At 42.7% G+C, this 21443-nt stretch carries 18 protein-coding genes; 13 read left to right on the forward strand and 5 right to left on the reverse strand.

Translation table 11 applies throughout. The annotated features are described in order from the left end of the window. Nucleotides 1-381 precede the first annotated feature (381 nt). The gene (locus SWP_RS17050) at nucleotides 382-1410 is read left to right on the forward strand and encodes an IS110-like element ISSpi2 family transposase (protein ID WP_020912047.1); all 1029 of its coding nucleotides are present in this window, start codon (nucleotides 382-384) and stop codon (nucleotides 1408-1410) included. 371 nt (nucleotides 1411-1781) lie between these two features. Here the strand turns inward: SWP_RS17050 and SWP_RS17055 are convergent, their stop codons facing one another. The 3 genes from SWP_RS17055 to SWP_RS17065 all read right to left on the reverse strand — a co-directional run bounded on the left by SWP_RS17055 (nucleotide 1782) and on the right by SWP_RS17065 (nucleotide 4606). After that, nucleotides 1782-2261: a hypothetical protein gene (locus SWP_RS17055; RefSeq protein WP_020913846.1), complete on the reverse strand. Its 480-nt coding sequence runs from the start codon at nucleotides 2259-2261 to the stop codon at nucleotides 1782-1784. Between the two features lie 132 nt (nucleotides 2262-2393). Continuing rightward, complete coding sequence (locus SWP_RS17060; protein WP_044556046.1) at nucleotides 2394-2975, reverse strand: helix-turn-helix transcriptional regulator; 582 nt, start codon at nucleotides 2973-2975, stop codon at nucleotides 2394-2396. 188 nt (nucleotides 2976-3163) lie between these two features. Further along, the gene (locus SWP_RS17065; protein ID WP_020913849.1) at nucleotides 3164-4606 is read right to left on the reverse strand and encodes a toll/interleukin-1 receptor domain-containing protein; all 1443 of its coding nucleotides are present in this window, start codon (nucleotides 4604-4606) and stop codon (nucleotides 3164-3166) included. A gap of 827 nt (nucleotides 4607-5433) precedes the next feature. Here SWP_RS17065 and mtnN point away from each other — a divergent pair. The 6 genes from mtnN to SWP_RS17100 all read left to right on the forward strand — a co-directional run bounded on the left by mtnN (nucleotide 5434) and on the right by SWP_RS17100 (nucleotide 9338). After that, nucleotides 5434-6126, forward strand: coding sequence for a 5'-methylthioadenosine/S-adenosylhomocysteine nucleosidase (gene mtnN, locus SWP_RS17075; protein WP_020913850.1), 693 nt, complete (start codon nucleotides 5434-5436; stop codon nucleotides 6124-6126). A gap of 42 nt (nucleotides 6127-6168) precedes the next feature. Further along, nucleotides 6169-7164 carry a cobalamin biosynthesis protein CobD/CbiB gene (locus tag SWP_RS17080; RefSeq protein WP_020913851.1) on the forward strand — a complete coding sequence of 332 codons (996 nt, stop codon included), beginning with the start codon at nucleotides 6169-6171 and terminating at the stop codon, nucleotides 7162-7164. A 163-nt stretch (nucleotides 7165-7327) separates the two neighbouring features. Then, a complete protein-coding gene (locus tag SWP_RS17085; protein ID WP_044556497.1) occupies nucleotides 7328-7705 on the forward strand; it encodes a DUF2721 domain-containing protein in 378 nt (125 codons plus the stop codon). Continuing rightward, nucleotides 7702-8328, forward strand: a complete 627-nt coding sequence (locus SWP_RS17090; protein WP_020913853.1) for a trimeric intracellular cation channel family protein — start codon at nucleotides 7702-7704, stop codon at nucleotides 8326-8328. Before SWP_RS17085 ends, SWP_RS17090 begins: the two co-directional genes overlap by 4 nt. Then, the gene (locus SWP_RS17095) at nucleotides 8325-8804 is read left to right on the forward strand and encodes a nuclear transport factor 2 family protein (protein WP_020913854.1); all 480 of its coding nucleotides are present in this window, start codon (nucleotides 8325-8327) and stop codon (nucleotides 8802-8804) included. The genes SWP_RS17090 and SWP_RS17095 overlap by 4 nt, the downstream gene beginning before the upstream one ends. A gap of 135 nt (nucleotides 8805-8939) precedes the next feature. Next, nucleotides 8940-9338, forward strand: coding sequence for a hypothetical protein (locus tag SWP_RS17100; protein ID WP_020913856.1), 399 nt, complete (start codon nucleotides 8940-8942; stop codon nucleotides 9336-9338). A gap of 56 nt (nucleotides 9339-9394) precedes the next feature. Here the strand turns inward: SWP_RS17100 and tyrS are convergent, their stop codons facing one another. Beyond that, entirely contained in the window at nucleotides 9395-10591 is a 1197-nt protein-coding gene (gene tyrS / locus SWP_RS17105) for a tyrosine--tRNA ligase (RefSeq protein ID WP_020913857.1), read from the reverse strand. A 126-nt stretch (nucleotides 10592-10717) separates the two neighbouring features. Here tyrS and SWP_RS17110 point away from each other — a divergent pair, with 126 nt between their 5' ends. After that, nucleotides 10718-12118 (forward strand): peptidoglycan DD-metalloendopeptidase family protein, encoded by a 1401-nt coding sequence (locus SWP_RS17110; RefSeq protein WP_020913858.1) that lies wholly within the window; start codon nucleotides 10718-10720, stop codon nucleotides 12116-12118. Nucleotides 12119-12156: 38 nt separating this feature from the next. After that, nucleotides 12157-13266 (forward strand): anhydro-N-acetylmuramic acid kinase, encoded by a 1110-nt coding sequence (locus SWP_RS17115; RefSeq protein WP_020913859.1) that lies wholly within the window; start codon nucleotides 12157-12159, stop codon nucleotides 13264-13266. A 21-nt stretch (nucleotides 13267-13287) separates the two neighbouring features. Here the strand turns inward: SWP_RS17115 and SWP_RS17120 are convergent, their stop codons facing one another. Continuing rightward, complete coding sequence (locus tag SWP_RS17120) at nucleotides 13288-15423, reverse strand: winged helix-turn-helix domain-containing protein (protein ID WP_020913860.1); 2136 nt, start codon at nucleotides 15421-15423, stop codon at nucleotides 13288-13290. 336 nt (nucleotides 15424-15759) lie between these two features. Here SWP_RS17120 and SWP_RS17125 point away from each other — a divergent pair, with 336 nt between their 5' ends. The 4 genes from SWP_RS17125 to SWP_RS17140 all read left to right on the forward strand — a co-directional run bounded on the left by SWP_RS17125 (nucleotide 15760) and on the right by SWP_RS17140 (nucleotide 21433). Continuing rightward, nucleotides 15760-18519 carry a TonB-dependent receptor plug domain-containing protein gene (locus tag SWP_RS17125; RefSeq protein WP_044556048.1) on the forward strand — a complete coding sequence of 920 codons (2760 nt, stop codon included), beginning with the start codon at nucleotides 15760-15762 and terminating at the stop codon, nucleotides 18517-18519. Between the two features lie 161 nt (nucleotides 18520-18680). Further along, nucleotides 18681-20027, forward strand: coding sequence for an alkaline phosphatase (locus SWP_RS17130; RefSeq protein ID WP_228371077.1), 1347 nt, complete (start codon nucleotides 18681-18683; stop codon nucleotides 20025-20027). 196 nt (nucleotides 20028-20223) lie between these two features. Next, entirely contained in the window at nucleotides 20224-20919 is a 696-nt protein-coding gene (gene aqpZ / locus SWP_RS17135) for an aquaporin Z (protein WP_020913865.1), read from the forward strand. Nucleotides 20920-21052: 133 nt separating this feature from the next. Next, a complete protein-coding gene (locus SWP_RS17140; protein WP_020913866.1) occupies nucleotides 21053-21433 on the forward strand; it encodes a DUF2750 domain-containing protein in 381 nt (126 codons plus the stop codon). The last annotated feature ends 10 nt before the right edge of the window (nucleotides 21434-21443 follow it).

Below are 21443 nucleotides of genomic sequence, written 5' to 3' on the forward strand. Positions count from 1 at the left end.
CCTCTGCGCCCCAAACGAAGTTGTCTTCCTCATACTTATTCGAAATAGCCTAGCGCTTCCGATGGGACATCCTGTCCCGCGAAAGCTATGCCCACGTCCATGTGGGCATTACGGCTATTTCTTCAACGTACTTCGGCAACTCCGATGGGGAATGGGTGTATTAGGTGAGTCTGTAATGGCTGTTAGTCACTAGATATCTGCCCAACGGGGAAGCTCATTATTGGACAGGAATGCCTTAGAGCTAAAGCTCTTGCAGTGATGAATTTCATTAGTGAAAATATAGCAATCGGATATGTGGTAACGAATGATATGGACTCCCCTTACCAATTGGCCACTATGTGCCATATTGAAAGTGCAAACATTCAATCAAGGAGAGTCCATATGTCCTTAATTAAAGCAATTGGCATCGATTTAGCCAAATTAGTTTTTAGTATTCATGGTGTTGACGAATACGGTAAAACTAAACTAAAGCAAACAGTTAAAAGAAACAAGCTGTTAGAAAAAATCGCTAACATTCCACCCTGTATTATCGGGATGGAAGCTTGCTCTGGCGCTCACTACTGGGCAAGAGAGTTTACAAAATACGGCCACGACGTACGTATCATGGCATCTAAATTCGTTATTCCTTATCGCCAAAGTGAAAAGAATGACGCCAATGATGCTGAAGCCATTTGTGAGGCAGTGACTAGACCAAAAACACGCTTTGTTTGTATTAAAAGCGAAGAGCAACAAGCCGTTTTATGCCTACACCGCATTCGACAAGGCCAAATCAAAGACCGTACGGCGATGATAAACCGATTACGTGGCTTACTATCCGAGTTTGGTATTATTATGCCTAAAGGTCGTTATCCTGCTCAAAAGCATATTGTTGAAATTCTCGAGGATGCTGAGAACGGTTTGCCTGATTTAGCCCGCGAACTACTCCATGATTTATGGCTGAGCATAAAACAACAAAACCAAGACATATTAAAGTCTGACCGAAAGCTCTATGCCCTTGCTAACCAGATGAAAGACGCTAAGCGGTTAATGACCATACCAGGTATTGGCGAAGTTACCGCAACAGCAGTAGTCGCGACAGTCAGTGATGCAAAACACTTCTCAACTAGCCGCCAATTTGCAGCTTGGATAGGTTTGGTGCCGAAGCAGTATTCCACTGGCGGAAAGCCAACACTAGGTCGAATAAGTAAACGCGGTGAGAAGCATATCCGCACCTCGCTAATCCATGGTGCTCGCGCTGTCATCGCAAACTGTGCCAATAAAATAGATAGAACTAGTTTATGGATTAAAGCCCTTATCGAGCGAAGAGGTTTCAAAAGAGCTGTCATTGCTTTGGCAGCTAAAAATGCACGGCTAATTTGGTCATTATTGCAATCAGGACAAGAGTACCAAGTTAACTATGTAAAAACGTAAAAAGGATTAACCCAAACGGTTAACCCCACCGAGTCGACGCATTAGCAATTGACGATAACACGGTCAGACCGAGAGCGATTGAATCTGGTTAGTTGGGAAGTACATCTTTCTTGAAAGAGAAAGTAATACTGTTTAACGAATGAGATCTTTGCTCAAGCGCAAATCATCAGGGCGATAGCCAAAAGCTGTTTAGGCAGCAAGCTAATCAAACGCCGAATGTAGAGCTGCTGTCAGATCCACTGTTTTTGTGTGATTACTATTGCTTGACAAAGGGGAGTCCATGTAGCCCTAACTAATGGGCAAAAAATTGTTAACTAAAACGTTGAGGAACGAAAACAGCCAACTGTAAATTTTCTCTCTTGAACGGTTTATTAGTGTTCCAATAGCCACTTTTTAGATTCTTCTTGCATTAGAGCGCCTATTTCAATAACACCATAATTATCATTTACTTCTAATTCATCTCTAGCGTAATAAAATCCATATAGATGCTCGATCCCTACATTATCTCCAACATATTTAGTCACATTTTCATGTAAATCAAAATTATCAATATCATTGAGTAACAGCCGAAATTGAATGAATGGGTCTAATTTTTCACCGGCGATCAACTTTAAGTGATGTTTGATTATTAAATGAATTGAATCCTCAAATGAAGGAAGTTGAGCAATAAGTTTTTCAAAAAGAGGTGAAACGATATCCCAACACTTAGGTTCTGCATCAATGATATCCAGTAACTCATCAGAATAAACGCCATTGTTTAACTTATCATTTGCATAGTTGACCAAATCATCAGTATCACAAGCACCAGCCACATATTTTGCTATAAAGTAATCTTCGTTTTCTCCATTCATCTTAAATTTGAAAGCCCATCTTTAAGGAACACTAACGCCACATTAAGCAGCAAAAAAGTGTTGGCTAAAATGTTGAACGAAGGAAAACAGCCAACTGTTTTTTGTCCGTTTGAATGCCTTTATTGCAGTAAATTACTCAGTGTAAGCAAATTTTGCATAATTAGTAGTGATTTTAGTTCCTTTTTCAGTTTTCGTTATTATTGCTTTCTCAATAAAAACAACTGAGTTTTCCAAGTGTACCTTAACACTACCACTGGCGATTTCTGGTGTAGCTGTTTCCCACTTTGAATCAACTAAAACCTCATAAGTAAGAGTTTTTGGCAAGAAAATCTCTACATTGTTACTGTAGACTCGGTAATCATTATTTGTAGATGTTATGACTTCATCTGAGTATATTTTAATATCAGATGCCATCGTAGACGGCGCTAGGAATAAAACACTACTAAAAATGGCCGCTATCGTTGAAGATAATATCGCTATTTTAGATTTAGAATAACTTTTCTTCGATGGGGTTTCAGGCTGAAATAACTTAGCCACATCTAGATCAAAACAAGAAGCTAGTGCTTTAACCGTTTCGAGTGAACCAGAACCATTATTTTCGACTCTTTGAATCGTTCTTAAACTTACAGCACTAACATCGGCTAAATGTTGCTGGCTCCAAGCTCTAACTTTACGTTCTTCTATGATTTTTTCAGCGTGTATTTTCATTTCCATTTATATTTATCACATGAATATATTGAAGCTATATCCTGTTGAAAAATTCCTTTTATGTATACGACACATTTACGTCACCTTAACGACAGGTCAATGCCATACAGCTAACGCCTCGTTAAGCGGATAAAAATGGTTGGTTAAAATCGCGCAGCGATAACCAACTGTTTTTATTCCGTTTAAACGACTTGTTAGCCATTGTATAACGACTCTAAATTTAGGTAAGATTCAAATGGGATTCTGTCATAATCAAATCTCCAGTTTTGAAGGTTATAAGCTTTATCGGCGGCAGAAAACTTTTCTATTAAATCTTCTTTAGATTTAATAAGTAATAGTTTTTTCACTATTTCGAAATGACTTTTAGACTCCGCCCTCAAAAACAGTTCAAACGCTTCGCTGTCCCATCTACCTTTATATACCAAAGTTCTAGGAAACCACCGATTATAGTAATCATTTAAATTCAAAATACTTCTCATACAAAGTATGAAATCAGTCTGCATTAATGAGTCAAATGAAATGCCTTTAACATTAGCTGAATCATGTAACATATCAGCAGTTATAGAAATTCTGTTCATTTTTAATCGATTCTTACGGCGCTTATCTAAAACAGAGATATATGAATTAAACTCTGTAAAATCTTTAACTTTTCGCCCCCTAATACCACGAGTAAAATATTTTTCTGTTAAGAAAAATTCTATCTCATCAAATTCTGAAGACTTAATTAATATGGTAATGAAATATAAATACAATTCTTGGTTCATATATTTAACGTTATCAAACCACATATCGTTATATGAACCCATGTTTGATGAAGGTTCGTTTAAAGCCAAAGAGTTTTCAAAAAATGAAAACATCTCATCACGACAGGTATTGACTAAACCATAATCACAGAGCAATTCTACTAATTCAGCAAACTGATCTCGATAAGGTTTATATTCATTGATACTTTCAACTACTCTTTCATCAATTTCTTCAGACGTTTCTGTAATTCTAAAGGATTCAATGGACTCTAGAAGTTTTGATAAATAACTCTTAACTAACCTTTTATAAGATTTCTTTTCTTTTTCAATTGAGTCTTTTACTGAGGAAAATATAGAAGCGGTATTTACCGATATTGGACTCTCATCAAAAAGAAAAGAAGGTGCTTTACCCAACACTGGCTTTACAATTTTGGGTCTACTAAAGATATTCCGTAATAGTTTTTCATATTCATCAAAAAACACTTCGTCAGTAGCTAGATCTACATATATTCTGGGTTTTAAGAAAGCAGGTAAACATGCTACACCATCAATATATTCAGTAACAACAGGAATGAATTTTTCCTGAGTTGTTTTCGAGTATACTTCGTTGGAGATTATTTGTGATTCAGTGCCAACACCTCCCGCGCGGGAGTCTGCTTTTGTGGCATATTTTGAATCTGAAATTATAAGGACTTTAGCTACATCAGGATCAGTAACCATCTTTTCCATAAATGTATATTTATCATGCCCTTCTTTTAAGTCCCACTTATCAAGTAATACATGTACTCCGTCAGCCATAAGTCTCTCAGCTAAATTCAAAACAAATTCTTCGTGTTTTGGACTGCTCCAACTATAAGAAATAAAAACTTTAGGGTTGTCGTCTCTTGTCGTCATTAATAAATCCTAGTGTGAATAAAAAGATGGCTAACAGTATATTAGGCTGAATTCCGCATAAGAACGGTCTTAATAAGAACAAGCTGCTAGTACTTTAATCACTCAAGATTAACAGTAAAACAACGTATCAACAATGAGTTATAACATAGAAAGAACTGATTCCCTGTTTCTTTGACTGAGTGAAACAAAGAACCTCTATCATTGCATAAAGTGCAATGCTCACGCAGGAAGAAAAGTCTCTAGGCTGCGGCATATATGATAATTCGGGGGCAGGTGTTTTATCTTGCGTCCCACATTAGCTTTTGTAAGCCCAAACTTTTTATTGTGCTACTAACCATTTTAATCAGTGAAAATGACTTTGGGGTATTTCCGTACTAGAAGCCTTGCCACTACACTACAAATTAAAACACCAATTATCCAAGTGCAGATACGGCCGTGACCGTCCATGACATGGACGTCATGGCCGAGCTTCCATGGATGGACTTGCTGCGTGTCACGGCAGTGTCTACACATGCGATCGTTCATTCACATTTAACCCATAGGGATATGGGAAATGTCGTAATGGTGTCGGGAACACAAGTTCAAACAGGTTGCTTGGCAACACAATTCAAAAAATGTAATCAGTCTTCATTCGAAGGCCAATTAACTTTGAGACACATCCCAGTTAACCACGAGCAGAAACAACTCCAATGGCTTGCAGCCAGCAAGCTGCAGCTAGCCGCGCTTGCATCATATCTCAACTTACCACTATGGCTTTTTCACTATCACCATAGGCCGTGGTATATTAGCGCCCATAATCATTCAGGCAGTTAAAAAAAGGTCATTTCATGAAAATCGGTATTATTGGCGCTATGGAGCCAGAAGTTGCGCATTTAGTTGAATCGATGGAAAATTCGACTTCTACCACTATTGCGGGTATCGAGTTTGTCGCCGGTCAATTAGCCGGTCAAGAAGTCATTGTTACTCGCTCTGGTATTGGTAAAGTTACCGCCAGTATCGCTACAACGCTGCTTATTGAGAAATATGCGCCTGACGCCATTATCAATACCGGTTCTGCTGGCGGTTTCGCCGATGATCTTGCTATTGGCGATATTGTCATCTCTTCAGAAGTGCGTCATCACGATGTAGATGTTACTGCTTTTGGCTACGAAATTGGCCAAATGGCACAACAGCCAGCTGCCTTTCTTCCAGACGCTAAACTGGTTGCTGCAGCGCAAAAAGCCGTTGCTAGTCTTGGTGAGGTCAAAGCGATTGAAGGCCTGATTTGTACCGGTGATAGCTTTATTTGCGATCCTGTACGCACTAAGACTATGTTAGAGAACTTCCCAACGATGGCAGCGTGCGAAATGGAAGCGGCAGCAATTGCTCAAGTCTGCCATCAGTTTGCAGTACCTTTTGTGGTGATCCGCTCGCTATCAGATAATGCTAACGATGACTCAGCTGTCGATTTTGACGAATATATTATTAAAGCGGGTCTGCATTCAGCGTTAATGGTTATCGCACTCATTAAGCAACTGTAAAACATAATATTTAGCAAATAGAATAAGGATATAACAGACACTATGGTTCCGGAGTTTACAAAAATCTTCTCACAAGATAGTCAACTTTATATCGGTGCTATAGTGCTGTTAATGTCGGTTCTGCTCGCACGTATGGCGCCGTTACCGCGCCAATTGCAACCTCTTGTGTGGCTGAACAACCTAGCGTTGAATTTAAGTATTAAAGTTAATCATACCCACCGAGCACCATCGCAGCAGATCATTGCTGGCGTACTATCGATGCTGCTTTTGCTACTCCCCTTTTGGCTTATTATCAGCTTCTTTATCGAGCTTGCTGAGTTCCCTTGGTTTTTTGAAGCACTCGTTATCTATATTTGTTTGCAAGATGACCATTTTAGATACATAGCCCGCGAAGTCTCAATTGCTATTCAAAGAGATAATAAGGGCCGCGCTCGCACATTATTACAACCTTGGCTCAATCGACGCACCCAATCTTTGTCTAATGTAGGATTGAGTAAAGTCACTATTGAGCGCTTAGCAACAACCCCCACCTACGGTATAGCCTCTACTGCGCTGTTTTACAGTATCGGCGGAGTGCCATTACTCCTCGCAGCTAGAATGCTTAAGCAGTTAGATAACGCTTGGCCTGTTTATAACCCGCAATATCGTTTCTTTGGCGTCGGGGTGTATGCACTTAGTAGTGTTGTTCATTTCATTCCCGCTAAACTATGGAGCTTTAGCCTTGCACTTCAGGGGGGACCCAAGAGCTTAGCGGTGCTAATGAACCCGAAAGTCAATGCACCTCCCATTGTTGAGTATCAAACCAGTGCCGTTGTTGCTTGCGCTCTGCGTATTGAGCTTGGTGGCCCAGCAAAATTTCAAAGTGGCAACGACACAGATAAAAAGGTCACTTTCCCCAAGCTAAAATATGGCCCACTGCCAGGACATGCGGATATTCAGCGCGCGTTAAAACTCAACTCGATGGCATTTGGCTTATGGACCTTTGCGATCATTTTGCTCCCAACGCTCTGGGGGGCATTGCGAGTTATCAATGGTTAAAGTGCTCGCTATTGTAACCTCTGGCGCCGCGATGAATCATAATTAAGCAGTTTGATGTAAATTCATCCAGAAAATTATCGCCTTCTTGTATATATTGTTGGCATAGGTATTATTCTTAACCTAGTTAATATCTTCGTAATAGGCTTTCAGTTTGCTAGATAACATCCATGTGTCACTTACAACACCTGCATTGCTGTTTCCGGCAATTTCTCTGCTATTGCTCGCCTATACCAACCGTTTTTTTGCGCTAGCTGCACTTATCCGCAGTTTAAGTGCAGATGGCCAACCAATCCACGACAGCCAGCTAAAAAACTTACGCCAGCGAATTAGTATAATCAAAAGAATGCAAGAATCAGGCGTACTCAGTTTTGCGCTCTGTGTACTGTGTATGATTTTTATCTATATTGGCTTTAATAAAATTGGTTCGCTAATTTTTGGTTGTAGCTTGCTGTTATTGCTTTACTCGCTGCTGTTGTCTGTCATTGAAATCCGCATCTCTGTCGATGCGTTAAACATCCACCTGAAAGAGTTAGACAAATGATAGATTGGATCTATTTCTTCGACCTATGCGGCACCTCTGTATTTGCGCTTTCTGGTGCGCTAGCAGCTGGTCGACATAAAATGGATCCGTTTGGGGTGATTGTTTTAGCCTCTGTTACCGCCGTGGGTGGCGGCAGTATTCGCGATGCGATATTAGGCACTACGCCTGTATTTTGGATCCAGGATCCTAACTATATTATTGTTATTTTAGCGACCGTGCTACTGACACTGATATTCGTGCGTAAACCCAAACGTGTACCTCGATATATCTTTCCTGTGGCTGATGCTTTCGGTTTAGCTCTGTTTACTATTATTGGCGCAGAGAAGGCTTTGAGCCTCGAGCTAGGTGGCATGATAGCGGTTGTGATGGGGCTAATAACCGGTGTAGGCGGTGGTATCATACGTGATCTGCTTTGCCAACAAGTGCCAATGGTATTGCGCACAGAAATTTATGCTACTGCATCAATTATGGGTGGGATCTGTTACACCATTAGCTTATATTGGGGAGCGCCAGATATGTTTGCGCTGCTGTTTGCTATGGCGACCGCATTAACTATAAGATTAGCTGCAATACGCTGGCATCTATCCTTACCTGCATTTGACTTAAAGACGCAACAAAAATGAGATTACAATTATTTAGTTTACTCCTGGTTTTTTTCAGTTTGCCAAGCTTCGCCAACATCGGTGACATGCCTAAAGAACAACAACTAGCAGTCAGGTATATTAAAGCTCTCACTAGCCAAGACTACGCTAAGCTAACCTCATTTTATAATCGTGACAGCGTGTTTAATGACAGAACCGCAAGCCGCAAATACACTGGGAAGCGCCACATATTAAGTTTTTTAAAACGGGCCCATAAAGGCGTACTTGAGTACGACTTTAATATTGAGCATATGTTTAACTCAGGCTCTTTGGTTATTCTAATTGGTAACTACCACTATAGAGGCCCTGGAGAGCAATTTGGTAAGCCCGGCCGTATTATTGATCTCGCCATCCCAGGCGTGACAACTTTAAACCTAGATATGACGAATAATCGCGTCAAAGAGCACCAAGATCTGATGGACTATCAAACCATGTCGGATCAGCTATCCACTCAATAATCGCAAAAATTTGCGGGTAACCAGCAAACTGAATATCTTCAGTGAGCGCTGGATCGCATTTTAAAGCTGCAGTAGGAAACTTTTTCAATCTAGCCTGTCAAAGTAATAGAGACATACTTTTTGCTGTAGGTTGTTATGAGTTTTATCAATATTATTCGTACGCTTTTTGCTTTTTCAGTCCTGTTTTGCAGCGCTGCGTCGGCCTATGAAAATCCGATCGTGGTATCTTACGCTGTGCAACCAATAAACAAATTTAATCAGCAACTTGGTCAAGCTCAACAAGAGTCATTAAAGTGGACACAGGCACCAGAATCTATCTCAGCCCATTACTCAGGCGATAACTTTACCTTAGCGAGAATTAAAAACTTCGAGGGTAAAGTGGTCACTTACAGTGTTAGCCAACAGAACAGTAAACATCCAAAAATGTTATTGATATTGTCGATGGAAAAACAGAAAGGTTTGTGGAGTGTAGATGCCGCTAAGCTTACTTGGCAATGCAAAAACGGCCTGCACTTTGGTACAGACCGTTGTTAATAACCAGCGCTTTATGAGCACTGTGACGATATAAGGCTTTATATTAAAATAAAGTCCTATATCAAAGTGATTTTAGCGAACTTGCGCTTACCCACTTGGAAAACACCCGTTGTACCAGCCGTTAGCTGCATACGTGTATCTTCAATCTTGTTACCATCTATTTTAGCTGCGCCCTGCTTAATCATGCGCATAGCATCAGATGTTGAGCTAACCAGACCTGCTTCTTTAAGTAGGTTAGCAATCGCTATCCCTTCACCCGCTGCGATTTCTAACTCTTGAATATCGCTAGGAAGCGCGCCTTTTTGGAAACGGTTGATAAACTCTTGATGGGCAGCGTCTGCAGCAGCTTCATCATGGAAGCGAGCAATAATCTCTTTGGCTAATGCAATCTTTACATCACGCGGATTAGCACCGGCTTCAATATCCGCTTTAAATTGCTCAATCTCAGCTAACGGACGGAATGATAGCAATTCAAAGTAGCGCCACATCAACTCATCAGAGATAGACATGATTTTACCGAACATCTCTCCAGCAGGTTCGCTCACACCAATGTAGTTGTGGGCAGATTTAGACATCTTCTTAACGCCATCAAGACCCTCAAGTAACGGCATCATGATCACAGTCTGTGGTTTTTGACCTGACGACTTTTGTAGTTCACGCCCCATCAACAAGTTAAACTTTTGATCCGTACCACCTAACTCAACATCTGACTCAAGTGCAACCGAATCGTAACCTTGCAGTAATGGGTACATAAATTCATGGATCGCAATAGCTTGACCTGAACCATAACGCTTCTTAAAGTCATCACGTTCCATCATACGCGCAACAGTCTGCTGCGATGCTAAACGGATCATACCAGCAGCGCCAAGCGGCTCTAACCAGCTAGAGTTAAATTCAATACGGGTTTTAGCGGGGTCTAAAATCTTAAACACCTGCTCTTTATAGGTCTCGGCGTTAGCAAGTACTTGCTCACGTGTCAGTGGCGGACGAGTACTGTTTTTACCACTTGGATCGCCGACCATACCAGTGAAGTCACCAATCAAGAAGATCACTTCATGACCTAGCTCTTGAAAGGTACGCATTTTGTTTAAAATAACGGTGTGGCCCAAATGAATATCTGGCGCGGTTGGATCGGCGCCAAGTTTGATCTTTAGTGGACGACCCTCTTTTAGCTTCTCCAGCAGATCCGCTTCAAGTAAAATTTCGTCAGTACCACGTTTAATTTCTGCTAATGCTTGCTCTAAATCAGCCATGTCGGCGGTTACTCCTGGGAGCCTAATCATAAAATCTGGGGACTAATGTTACTTGTTAGCCAGCACAAATGAAAGTGTGTACACTAAGGGGATCACTAAGAAAGAGCGAATTTGGTACCGAGGTCAATGGGAAAGGTTATAACTTTATTTAAATTACTGCCAAAATTACATCAAATACTCCTTTGTATCTTAGTTTTTGTCACCCTAATTATTGTGTTAATACCGTCAGATGATGTTCAAGCATCAAAACAGACGGTGTCATCAAACGGTGAATATGACTTAAATACCCGTTATGACGTACCTTTAGCATTTCGAACACCGACTCCTCCAGCAGGTTCTGATTCAATCAATCAACATAATGCAGAGACTCGAAAACAGCCGCTAGCGCAATCGTCTTCATCCAACCAAGCGCAAACAGAACAAACAACTGTAGATATTGAACCGGTATTAAACGAAAAACATTTTCAGGTTAAAAGTGGTGACACCCTTGCAGCACTTTTTAGCCGTGCTGGTTTAACTGCTAAAGATGTCTATGATGTCACTCAATTGCCTAAGTCAAAAAAGAACCTGCTTAAAATCATGCCTGGCGATGAGCTAGTAATTGCTAAAAACGATGAAGGCCAATTGATGCAGCTACGCTACCACTTAGACAAGATCTCAACCTTAGTGGTCAACCGAGTTGATGGTAAATATCAAGAGAGCATCAGCACTAAGCAAGTTGAAATTCGCAGCAAGTTTGCCAATGCCACCATTGAAAATAACTTTTGGAATGCAGGCGTTGCTGCTGGGTTAACCCCCAATCAAATCATGCAACTGGCCACAATCTATGGCTGGGATATTGATTTCGCCTTGGACCTTAGGAAAGGTGACAGTTTTTCCATTCTGTTCGAGGAGGAATACGCCGACGGCGAGTTTTTGCGCAACGGTAATATTTTAGCGGCTGAGTTTACTAACCAGGGTGACCTGTATACCGCTGTGCGTTATAAAGACGGCAACTATTACTCCGCTGAAGGCCGCAGTATGCGTAAAGCATTTCTACGCTCCCCGGTTGATTTTAAATATGTAAGCTCAAGCTTTAATCCACGTCGCTTACATCCAGTCACAGGTCAAGTTAGAGCCCATAGAGGGGTTGATTATGTTGCCGCAGTTGGCACACCAATAAAAGCCGCGGGTAAAGGCCGAGTGATTAAATCAGCCTATAATCAATACAACGGTAATTACGTTTTCATCAAGCACAATGACACCTACACCACTAAGTATCTGCACCTTAAAAAGCGTAAAGTGAAAACTGGCGCTTCAGTCAAACAGGGGCAAATAATTGGTACCCTAGGTTCGACAGGGCGTGTAACAGGTGCGCATTTGCATTATGAGTTTATTGTAAATGGTGTTCACCGTAACCCACGCACAGTTAAGCTGCCCAAGTCACAAGCGATTGCTAAGAAAGAGAAAGCCCAATTTGCTATCGTAAGTAAAAAGCTGATGGGTGAGCTTGAACACAATAAACAAGTACAGTTTGCATCGCATTAATGCTTGCTCAATCAAGGTTAACAGAAGAGATCAATACCATGAATAAAAGCTACTTTATTGGTCTAATGTCTGGCACCAGTATGGACGGTGTCGATGCAGTGCTCGTTAAGTTTAGCGGTGATACGCCATCCTTGATAGCGCACCACTCAGAAGAGATCCCTGCCGCCCTGTTAAGAAATTTGCAAAAGTTGTGTTTACCCGGAAATGATGAGATTAATCGTTTAGGCCATCTCGATCGCGCCGTAGGAAAGCTGTTTGCAAAAGCGGTCAATACGCTACTAGATAAAGCAGGCGTCGATAAGCTTGCAGTTATTGCAATTGGTAGCCACGGCCAAACCGTTCGCCATATGCCCAACCTTGAAATGGGTTTTACCTTGCAAATTGGCGATCCAAATACCATTGCAGCAGAAACCGGCATTGATGTAATCGCAGATTTTAGGCGCAAAGATATCGCCCTTGGTGGCCAAGGTGCACCGCTGGTTCCAGCCTTTCATCAGCAGGTATTTGCCACGCCGGAGCATAAACGTATTATTTTGAATATTGGTGGCATCGCCAATATTACCTACTTGCCAGGCAACACCGAAGCGGTTACCGGATTTGATACAGGACCTGGCAATACCTTAATGGACGCATGGACCCAATATCACCAAGACTTACCTTATGACAAAGATGGTGCTTGGGCCAAAACGGGAACCACCGACGACAAGATGCTGCTGCATTTGTTATCCCACCCCTACTTTTCACTCGCCGCTCCGAAGAGCACCGGACGAGAGCTATTCAATCAAGCGTGGCTGGAGCAGCAACTCGCCGAGTTTAACCACCTTAGTGATGCCGATATTCAATCAACCTTGCTCGATTTAACTTGCTTTAGTATTGCCAATGACACCTTAGCATTATCAACGATGGGCGAGATGTATGTCTGTGGCGGCGGCGCTTATAATACCGAGCTAATGTGCCGTCTAAAACAGCTTTTGCCCCACTATAAAATCACTACCACTGCCGAGTTGGGCATTAACCCGCAATGGGTTGAAGGCATTGCTTTTGCTTGGCTAGCAATGCGCTTCCACCTGGGGTTACCTGGTAATTTACCTGCCGTGACGGGTGCAAACCGTGCAGCTATTCTCGGCGGAAAGTTTAGCGCCTTATAGTATTCAAAGCATAAGTTGCTATTACCTTAGCAACTTATGCTCAAGCATCATCACGTCACGCTCTGAATATTTAGACAGCGTCATCAGCAACTGTTGCTCCGCTATACTGTAGCTCATTGAACCAAATGAACTTAGGCTTGAGCTAGGTAGACGTATAATGGGTTTCAATGCCTTCTCTGAAAAGTTCCAATAGTTTATCTGTTGAAAGCCAGCCCCATTGGCTTTAAAAAAAAGGCCGTTATCAACCACAGTCCAATTGTGCTTCTCTCTAAAAACCGACGAAGAGATGATCTTAGTGAGCTTATCAGGCTTATCAAGCTCCATTTCCCACAAGCCATTTTTATCATCTCGCGTAAATAACAAGCGTCCATCGTTAGTGGCCTGGGCTAAACGAATATCCACATCAGAGATAACTTTAACTTGGTGTTCAGAAAGAAAGAACTGCGTTAAACCATCATCCGTTGAGGTAAATATAGCGCTATCATCATGACTCCAATTCAATCGTCCATGGTCGATGTACGGTGAGGTTAATATACTCAAACTTTGACTGGCCAAGTTAAGTATATGGATCACATTCCCCTCGCCTTTAGCATCAGGTGCTAAAAAAGCGATATTCTTTCCGTCATGAGACCATTTAGGGTAAGCAACTCGCTGATTTAACCGTGTCAATTGACGCCGATTCTCACCGTTTATATCTGCAGTCCAAAGTTCATTGGCGCCAGTGAGATTAGAGACATAAACAATACGCTTGGTCTGCTCAGAATAATCTGGATTTCGAAAGCTAAACCCTGACTGCAACATCGGAAATGGTGCACTAGCCACAGCGGCATCGGTTGCTAAATAAACGATCTGGTACTCTTTTTTATGACGTTCAAACACCAGAGCATTGCTATTCGCAAGAAAGCTTGGGTAACTAAAGCCGGCGATGTTTAAAGCTTTAGACTGCTTAGTACTAATATCAATAATGAACCCATTACGCACCCCCGATGTTTCAGTGCTAAATACTAAGCGCTTATTATCTTGATGCCAGCTAAGTCCACGAATATCCTCCAACCCCTCAGTTAAGCGTAGCTCCTCTCCGGTCGCGCGGTTTCGAATGAAAATATCCTCTGAAATATTACCAAAACGTCGTGCGATAGCGAGCCATTTACCGTCGGTACTGTAGGCTAAATCACGATCGCGGTAGTTGCAATCCACCAGGCAAGAAAGCCTACGGGGCGGCGCCTCTGTCTCTTGCAGATTAACTGTATATAAGCCACCAGTACTAGTGTCTAAGTCAAAGCCAATATAGGCCAGCTCTGTATCGTTAGGGGCAAGGTCAAGTGCTGACATATAGCTATTACAACGACTAAGATCAACCGTATTGGCCGTGGCGATAGTGAACTGTTTTATAAAGCAATCACCTGTTCGCTTGTCAGTACTTGGAAAATATAACGCTGTACCGTCAGAGCTCCAAACTGCACGAGCTTCTCGGCTTGCGTTAGAGGTTAGTCGTTTAGGGCTACTGTTAAAGTCTGATAGATCTTTCAAGTACAGGCTATAGCTTTGGCCATTATTACGACTGCCATATACTAGCCATTGGCCATCTGGGGACACGGCAGGGAAACGTTCAGCTTCGCCGCCCCAAGACAGTCTAGAAACCTGAGGTTCCATCATTTTTATCTGATCATGATAAAGGTGATAGGCCAGTGTAATAAGGCTTATCACGCTGACAGCTGCTACCGTAATCCAACTGCGCTTTAAGGCAATAGTTAACGATTCAGCCCGGCTTTGTAGTTGCTGCAACACGTCAACATCGTCGACTAAGTCAGCTGAACTATATTGAGGCTCAATCAGCAAGCGGTAACCACTTTTACGCACAGTCTCTATGATGGGCTCATCGGATATAGGACTAAGTTGTTGTCTTAAATGCCAAATCGCATTGGTAAGTGCTTTACTACCGACATACGCATTACCATCCCAAATATGCTCAATAATCTCCTCCCGAGATACGACATCAGGAAAGCGGCTCGCGAGGTAAGCAAGTACTTCAATAAACTTAGGCTGCAACGTAGTACAAGCTTCGGCACTCTCAAGCGAGGACAGAAAGCGCAAGCTATGGTCGCTTGGATCAACGATGCAACGACCAAGTTCAAACTTAATTCCCAGCTTTACCATAGTCACCTCACCTCTTTAAAAAGCCTAACGAGTAGCTTTTAGGGTAACCGCTACAACCTCAGCAATCCCCCCAAGTAAAATTGTCACATGCCAGACACATTTGCAGCACACTTTAAAAACATACTAACCCATTAATTAAAAACAAAATAGATATTAAATAGATATATAAACAACGAAGAAACGACTCTCTTAATGTTGCTGGAGGTTAACAAAGAATTTACAAATAACCCCAGAGCAATTTGGAGAGGTCACAGCAACTCTAGTGAGTAAGTTCCTATAAAAAATAGCCAGTAAGTCTCCCAATGCTAATGGCTAACAAAAACGAAAGGATGACAGATGAAACGTTCAATATTAAGTATGGCGATTGCGCTCGCCAGCATTACACCCGCTACTAGCTTTGCAGCACAAGCAGTGCAGACGCAAACTGCAGACGAGCCAATAGAGAAAATTCAGGTCACAGGTTCTCGCATTAAACGCGCCGATTTTGAAGGGGTAGCCCCCGTTACTGTTATCTCGGCAGGTGAGATAGCCAATAGTGGTCTAACTTCTATTGCCGAAGTATTGCAGTCTTCAATTGCCAGTAGTGGTGGCTCTCTTAATGGCGAAAGCGATGGTTTTACCGACAGTGCAAGCTCAGTCAATTTACGAGGAATGGGTGCCAACCGAACCCTAGTGCTTATCAATGGCCGCCGCCAAGCTTCATTCCCAAGCGCAGCGGGAGGCACTTCAAATTTTGTAGACGTGTCAGACATTCCCACCGCCGCAGTTCAGAGAATTGAAATCCTAACTGGCGGTGCATCTGCAATTTATGGCTCTGATGCCGTTGGTGGTGTAGTAAACATTATCCTTAAAACGGAATATGAAGGAGCCAAGGTTGCGGTAAAATATAACGACCCTACTCAAGGTGGCGGTGAACAGCTAGACCTTTCTTACCTACAAGGTTTCAATACTGAGAATAGCCAGACACTGGTCATGCTCGAATATAAAAACGTAAAACAGATCCAAACCTATCAAAGAGATCTTTTCTATAGCCCTGCTTATTATGAAGATGACGAGGGCGAAACACGTTGGGGGGCGGGTCCATATGGAGATGCTTCAGCATCAAGCTGGGCTTCGTGGGTGCGTGACTACGATAAGGTTTATACCAGCGACAAATACAGCCCTGTCGATGAAGCACAATGTGAAAACCTCTTTGGTGATAAGGGAGTCTACACCCCTGTAGGAAAGTATGACTGTTACTATGATAAGTACGCCGATCGCGGCTTACAATCAGCATATGACCGCCTAAATTTAGTACTTAGCAGCACCTATGATCTCAACGATGATTGGCAGCTATACGGCATGGTCAACGCTTCCTATAAAGAGTCAACCAAATACAAAGATGAGAAAGGCTTTGGCACCTATATCTACGAAGACACAGCTTCAGGTGCACTAAGCTATGAAAAAACCGACTTTGATGACTACAACAAGTTCCAAATGCGTCGCCGCATGGAAGAGTACCCAGGCACACGCACTTACGATACTCAAAATACTAAAGCTGCTATCTCTTTTGGCATTGATGGCGCTATAGGTGATTACGAGCTCGATGTTTCTTGGTCAAGCAGTTACAACAAATACGAAAAACAAAACCACCATATGGTCAAAGCGGATGCACTGCTCGATTTAGTGACATTTGACCCAAATGATACCGATGCATCCAAATGGTATCCAAACAATAAACTGACCACTGAGCAAGCCGAGTCACTAATTGGCGACTCAACTAAAGAGTCAGACTCAAGCATGCACCAATTACAAGCCGTGTTTACAGGCGACTTAATAGAACTATCGGCTGGAACTCTTGCTTTTGCCACGACTGCAGAATGGGCTCGTGAAAGCTATGAAGATACCTTAGATGCTACAACCACCAGCGGTGGCTATATTGGTATGGGTGGCACCGGCGGTAAAGGCGATAGAGATCGCGTTGCCATTGCAGGCGAACTGCAGATCCCACTATTGGCTGATATCACAGCGGTTAAATCATTAGAACTGTCTGCTGCACTACGTTACGACCACTACTTAGATGACTCTAGTGTTGGCGGCGCAACCACTCCACAAGTGGGGCTCATGTATCGCCCAATTGAAGAAGTACTTGTGAGAGCAAACTGGGGAAAAAGCTTTAGGGCACCAGATATGCATCGACTCTATGCTGGTATTACCCGTAGCTTTGGCTCGACCGAATACCCTCACCCAACGATTCCAGATGAAGTGTATGAAGATCAATATGACGGCATTAGTTCAGGCAACTTAAACCTCACCGAAGAGAAAGGTGACTTTTGGAACTTAGGTTTAGTCGCTAATATCACAGACAATGCCGATCTAACCTTAGATTGGTGGAATATCGAACTCGAAGGTGCTGTTAAAACAATTTCAACTGACGAGATGTTAGATGATGCAGCTCAGTATGATCAAACAGGTAACTACACCAGTTGCGACCAAATGAATATCGTCGGTTACCTTAACGAGTTTGATGACGATGGCATAGAAAACCTGCAGTGCATGCGAAAAGGCCCAATCAACAGCGCTTATGAAGCCTCTGAAGGTATTGATGCTAGCTTTAATTACCTATTCCCCGAAACCGCAGCGGGTGAGTTTAAGCTTAAGCTAGCCGCTTCATACTTAATCAAAAAAGAGTATCAAGAAACGCTTGATAGCGATATTGAAGAACAGACTGAAACCGATTACTTCCCTAAGTGGAAAGGTAAGGCGAGCATCAATTGGAAGATGGAAGACTTCTCCGCGACTTTAGCCTACTACTACACAGGCGAAGCTAAAGGCACCGACACCTTTACCCTTATCGACGCAGATGGTGAAGAGTATGAAGAAGATGATTACACCGACACGTTGGGCGCTTACCAAACCCTTAACCTGACATTAAGCTATAGCGCTCCGTGGGATGGTAAGTTTACCGCAGGTGTAAAAAACCTCACCGACGAAATGCCACCTTTATACGATGAGCGAAATGATGAGCACAACAGCTGGCCCTTCTATGAAGAGGACAACAGCAGTTATTCAGCCGTTGGCCGCAGCGTGTTCTTCGGTTACTCACAAAAGTTCTAACAACACCCTTGATGGCGTCTTGCTCCTTCTAGACGCCTTTTTTTTATTCCATTGAGATGCTTTAGCTTAAGTCGTAAAACCGATTAGGTCCCATCACTAATACAACGACTTAAGCTAATGGCATCCCTAGGACTTCTACGTTTACAATTAGGGGTATTTCTATGCAGTACTTAATGAAATCCTGTGCATTTTTGTTATCACTACTCACTCTTTTTAGCGCCCACTCTGCCAGCACATTGGCAACAACAGCCTCAACACTAACAGTACCGAAAAACATCATCTACGTTATCGGTGATGGTATGGGGCCAGCTTACACCTCCGCCTATCGCTACTTTAATGATGACCCAAACACAAAGGCGGTGGAAAAAACCATCTTCGACCAACTGTTGGTCGGCATGTCGAGTACCTACCCCGATGATGACACTTATGTCACCGATTCTGCGGCGGCGGCAACGGCCTTAGCCACCAGCCACAAAACCTATAATGGCGCGATTGCAGTAACGAAAGAGCAGCTGCCATTAACGACCTTGCTAGAGCAAGCAAAAGCGCTCAATAAAACCACTGCTGTGGTCGTGACCTCACAAATTAATCACGCCACACCAGCAAGCTTTCTTGCCCATAATGAGCACCGCCGTAACTACAATGAAATCGCCGATAGTTACCTGCAAAATCTAATTGCAGGTCAGCCAATAGCCGACCTAATGCTCGGTGGGGGGCAACAGTATTTCACCCGCAATGATAAAGATCTCAGTAAAGGATTTGTTGAGCACGGCTATCATTACATCAATAACATGGCGGATCTCGATCGACTAAAGCAGTTGCCTGCACTCGGGCTATTTGCAAAAAAAGGCTTAGAGCCAGCGCTTGGCAGTCAGTACCCACAGCGCTTAATGCAGATGACAGAAAAAGCACTTGAGCTTGTTAGCGCGAGTACTAAGCCTTTTATGATGATGGTCGAAGCCAGTCAAATTGATTGGTGTGGCCACAGCAACGATATTAGCTGTGCTATGGCAGAGATGGATGATTTGGCGAAGACGGTCACATTAATAAAAGCCTATATCGATGCTCATCCAGAAACCCTGCTAGTGATGACAGCCGATCATTCCACCGGTGGCCTCAGTTTAGGTCGAGCTGGCACTTACCAATGGAAGGGGCAATCATTAAAACATATTAAGGCTATGCCAAAGGCTATTGCAGAAAAAATGCTGCAAACAGAGCAGCCTAGTTCAATTTGGCAACAAACCACTCAGTTAGCACTGACGAAAGAGCAAAATGCCCGACTTGTCAAAAACGTTGCCGACGCAAAACTTGAAAGAAAGCCAACAAAGTACCTAAGCCGCTTTATAAAGCAACTCATTGATGAAGTCACTTATACAGGCTGGACAACGAGTGGGCACGATGGCGTAGATGTTCAGGTTTTTGCTTATGGCAAGGGATACACGGCGTTTACAGGTCATCAAGATAATACCGACATTGCCGCAATATTGATGCAGATGGTAAGCCAATAACTTATCGGTTCTAAGCTTAGCCACGCATGCTGCTCTCTATATCAAGCGTAATGATAGTCATCAAATTAACATTTATTCAAATTATGCTTTATATTCAATAGCAGTGCGTGAACTTTACATATAAACCACATAATGGATATTGTCGCCCAGACTATTCATTGAGGTATGTCGGTCAAATCGAAAAGGATTAGGACTTATGAATATATCTCAAAAAATGGCGGCGGAGTTTATCGGCACATTATGGTTAGTGTTAGGTGGTTGTGGTAGTGCGGTACTCGCAGCAGCTTTTCCTGACGTTGGCATTGGCTTACTCGGAGTCGCCTTTGCCTTTGGTCTGACTGTATTAACCATGGCCTATGCTATTGGTCATATATCGGGATGTCACCTCAACCCCGCGGTATCATTTGGCTTGTGGGCCGGTGGCCGTTTTCCAGCATCGGAGCTTGCACCCTATATTATCGCCCAAGTATTGGGTGGTATCGCAGGAGCAGGTATTTTATATCTAATAGCATCGGGACAAGATGGCTTTAGTCTCGCTGACGGCTTCGCTTCTAATGGCTTTGATGCGCACTCTCCTGGTGGATATAGCCTAACTGCGGCACTGGTGTGTGAAATAGTCATGACACTTTTTTTTCTTATTATTATTTTGGGTGCAACCGATGAGCGCGCTCCTAAAGGCTTTGCTCCCATCGCTATTGGACTCGGTCTTACGCTTATCCACCTTATCAGTATTCCAGTAACTAATACCTCAGTTAACCCAGCTCGAAGTACTGGCCCCGCACTCTTTGTTGGTGATTGGGCTCTGTCTCAACTCTGGCTATTTTGGCTGGCTCCAATTATTGGCGCCATACTCGCAGGCGTTATCTATAAGTTCTTTAACGCAAAAGACTAGTTCAAATTAAAACAGAGCCATTTCGGCTCTGTTTTCTTTTTCATTCTTACACTAAATGTTATTATCCACTCCAATTCGGCGCATTGCGTGCACAGCTTACGCTCGCCCCATTTAAAATTAAGAGATGTACACCATGAGCAACAAAAGCAAAAGCTTAAAGCAAATTACTGAAATGACGCCAGAATCTCGTTACGACTACTTAGTAGAACAAGTTAAAGAACACAAGACATTATGGTCACTACAAGATTTAGACGGTTGCGTAATGCTGACAACCGATGATGAAGATTGCATTCCTATGTGGCCAACAGAAGAAGCGGCTGCACTTTGGGCAGTAGATGACTGGAAAGACTGCCAAGCATTAGCAATCCCCGTCGATGAGTGGTTAGAGCGTTGGGTGCCAGGTATGCAAGATGACGATCTTTTCGTTGCAGTATTCCCTGTTCAGGACGATCTGGGTGTGGTAATCCCTCCCTTCGAGCTTGAAGAGCGTTTAGCCCCTAAAAAGCGTCACTAATTTCCATCGT

It is taken from the genome of Shewanella piezotolerans WP3 (genome assembly GCF_000014885.1).
GTDB classification, from domain to species: domain Bacteria; phylum Pseudomonadota; class Gammaproteobacteria; order Enterobacterales; family Shewanellaceae; genus Shewanella; species Shewanella piezotolerans.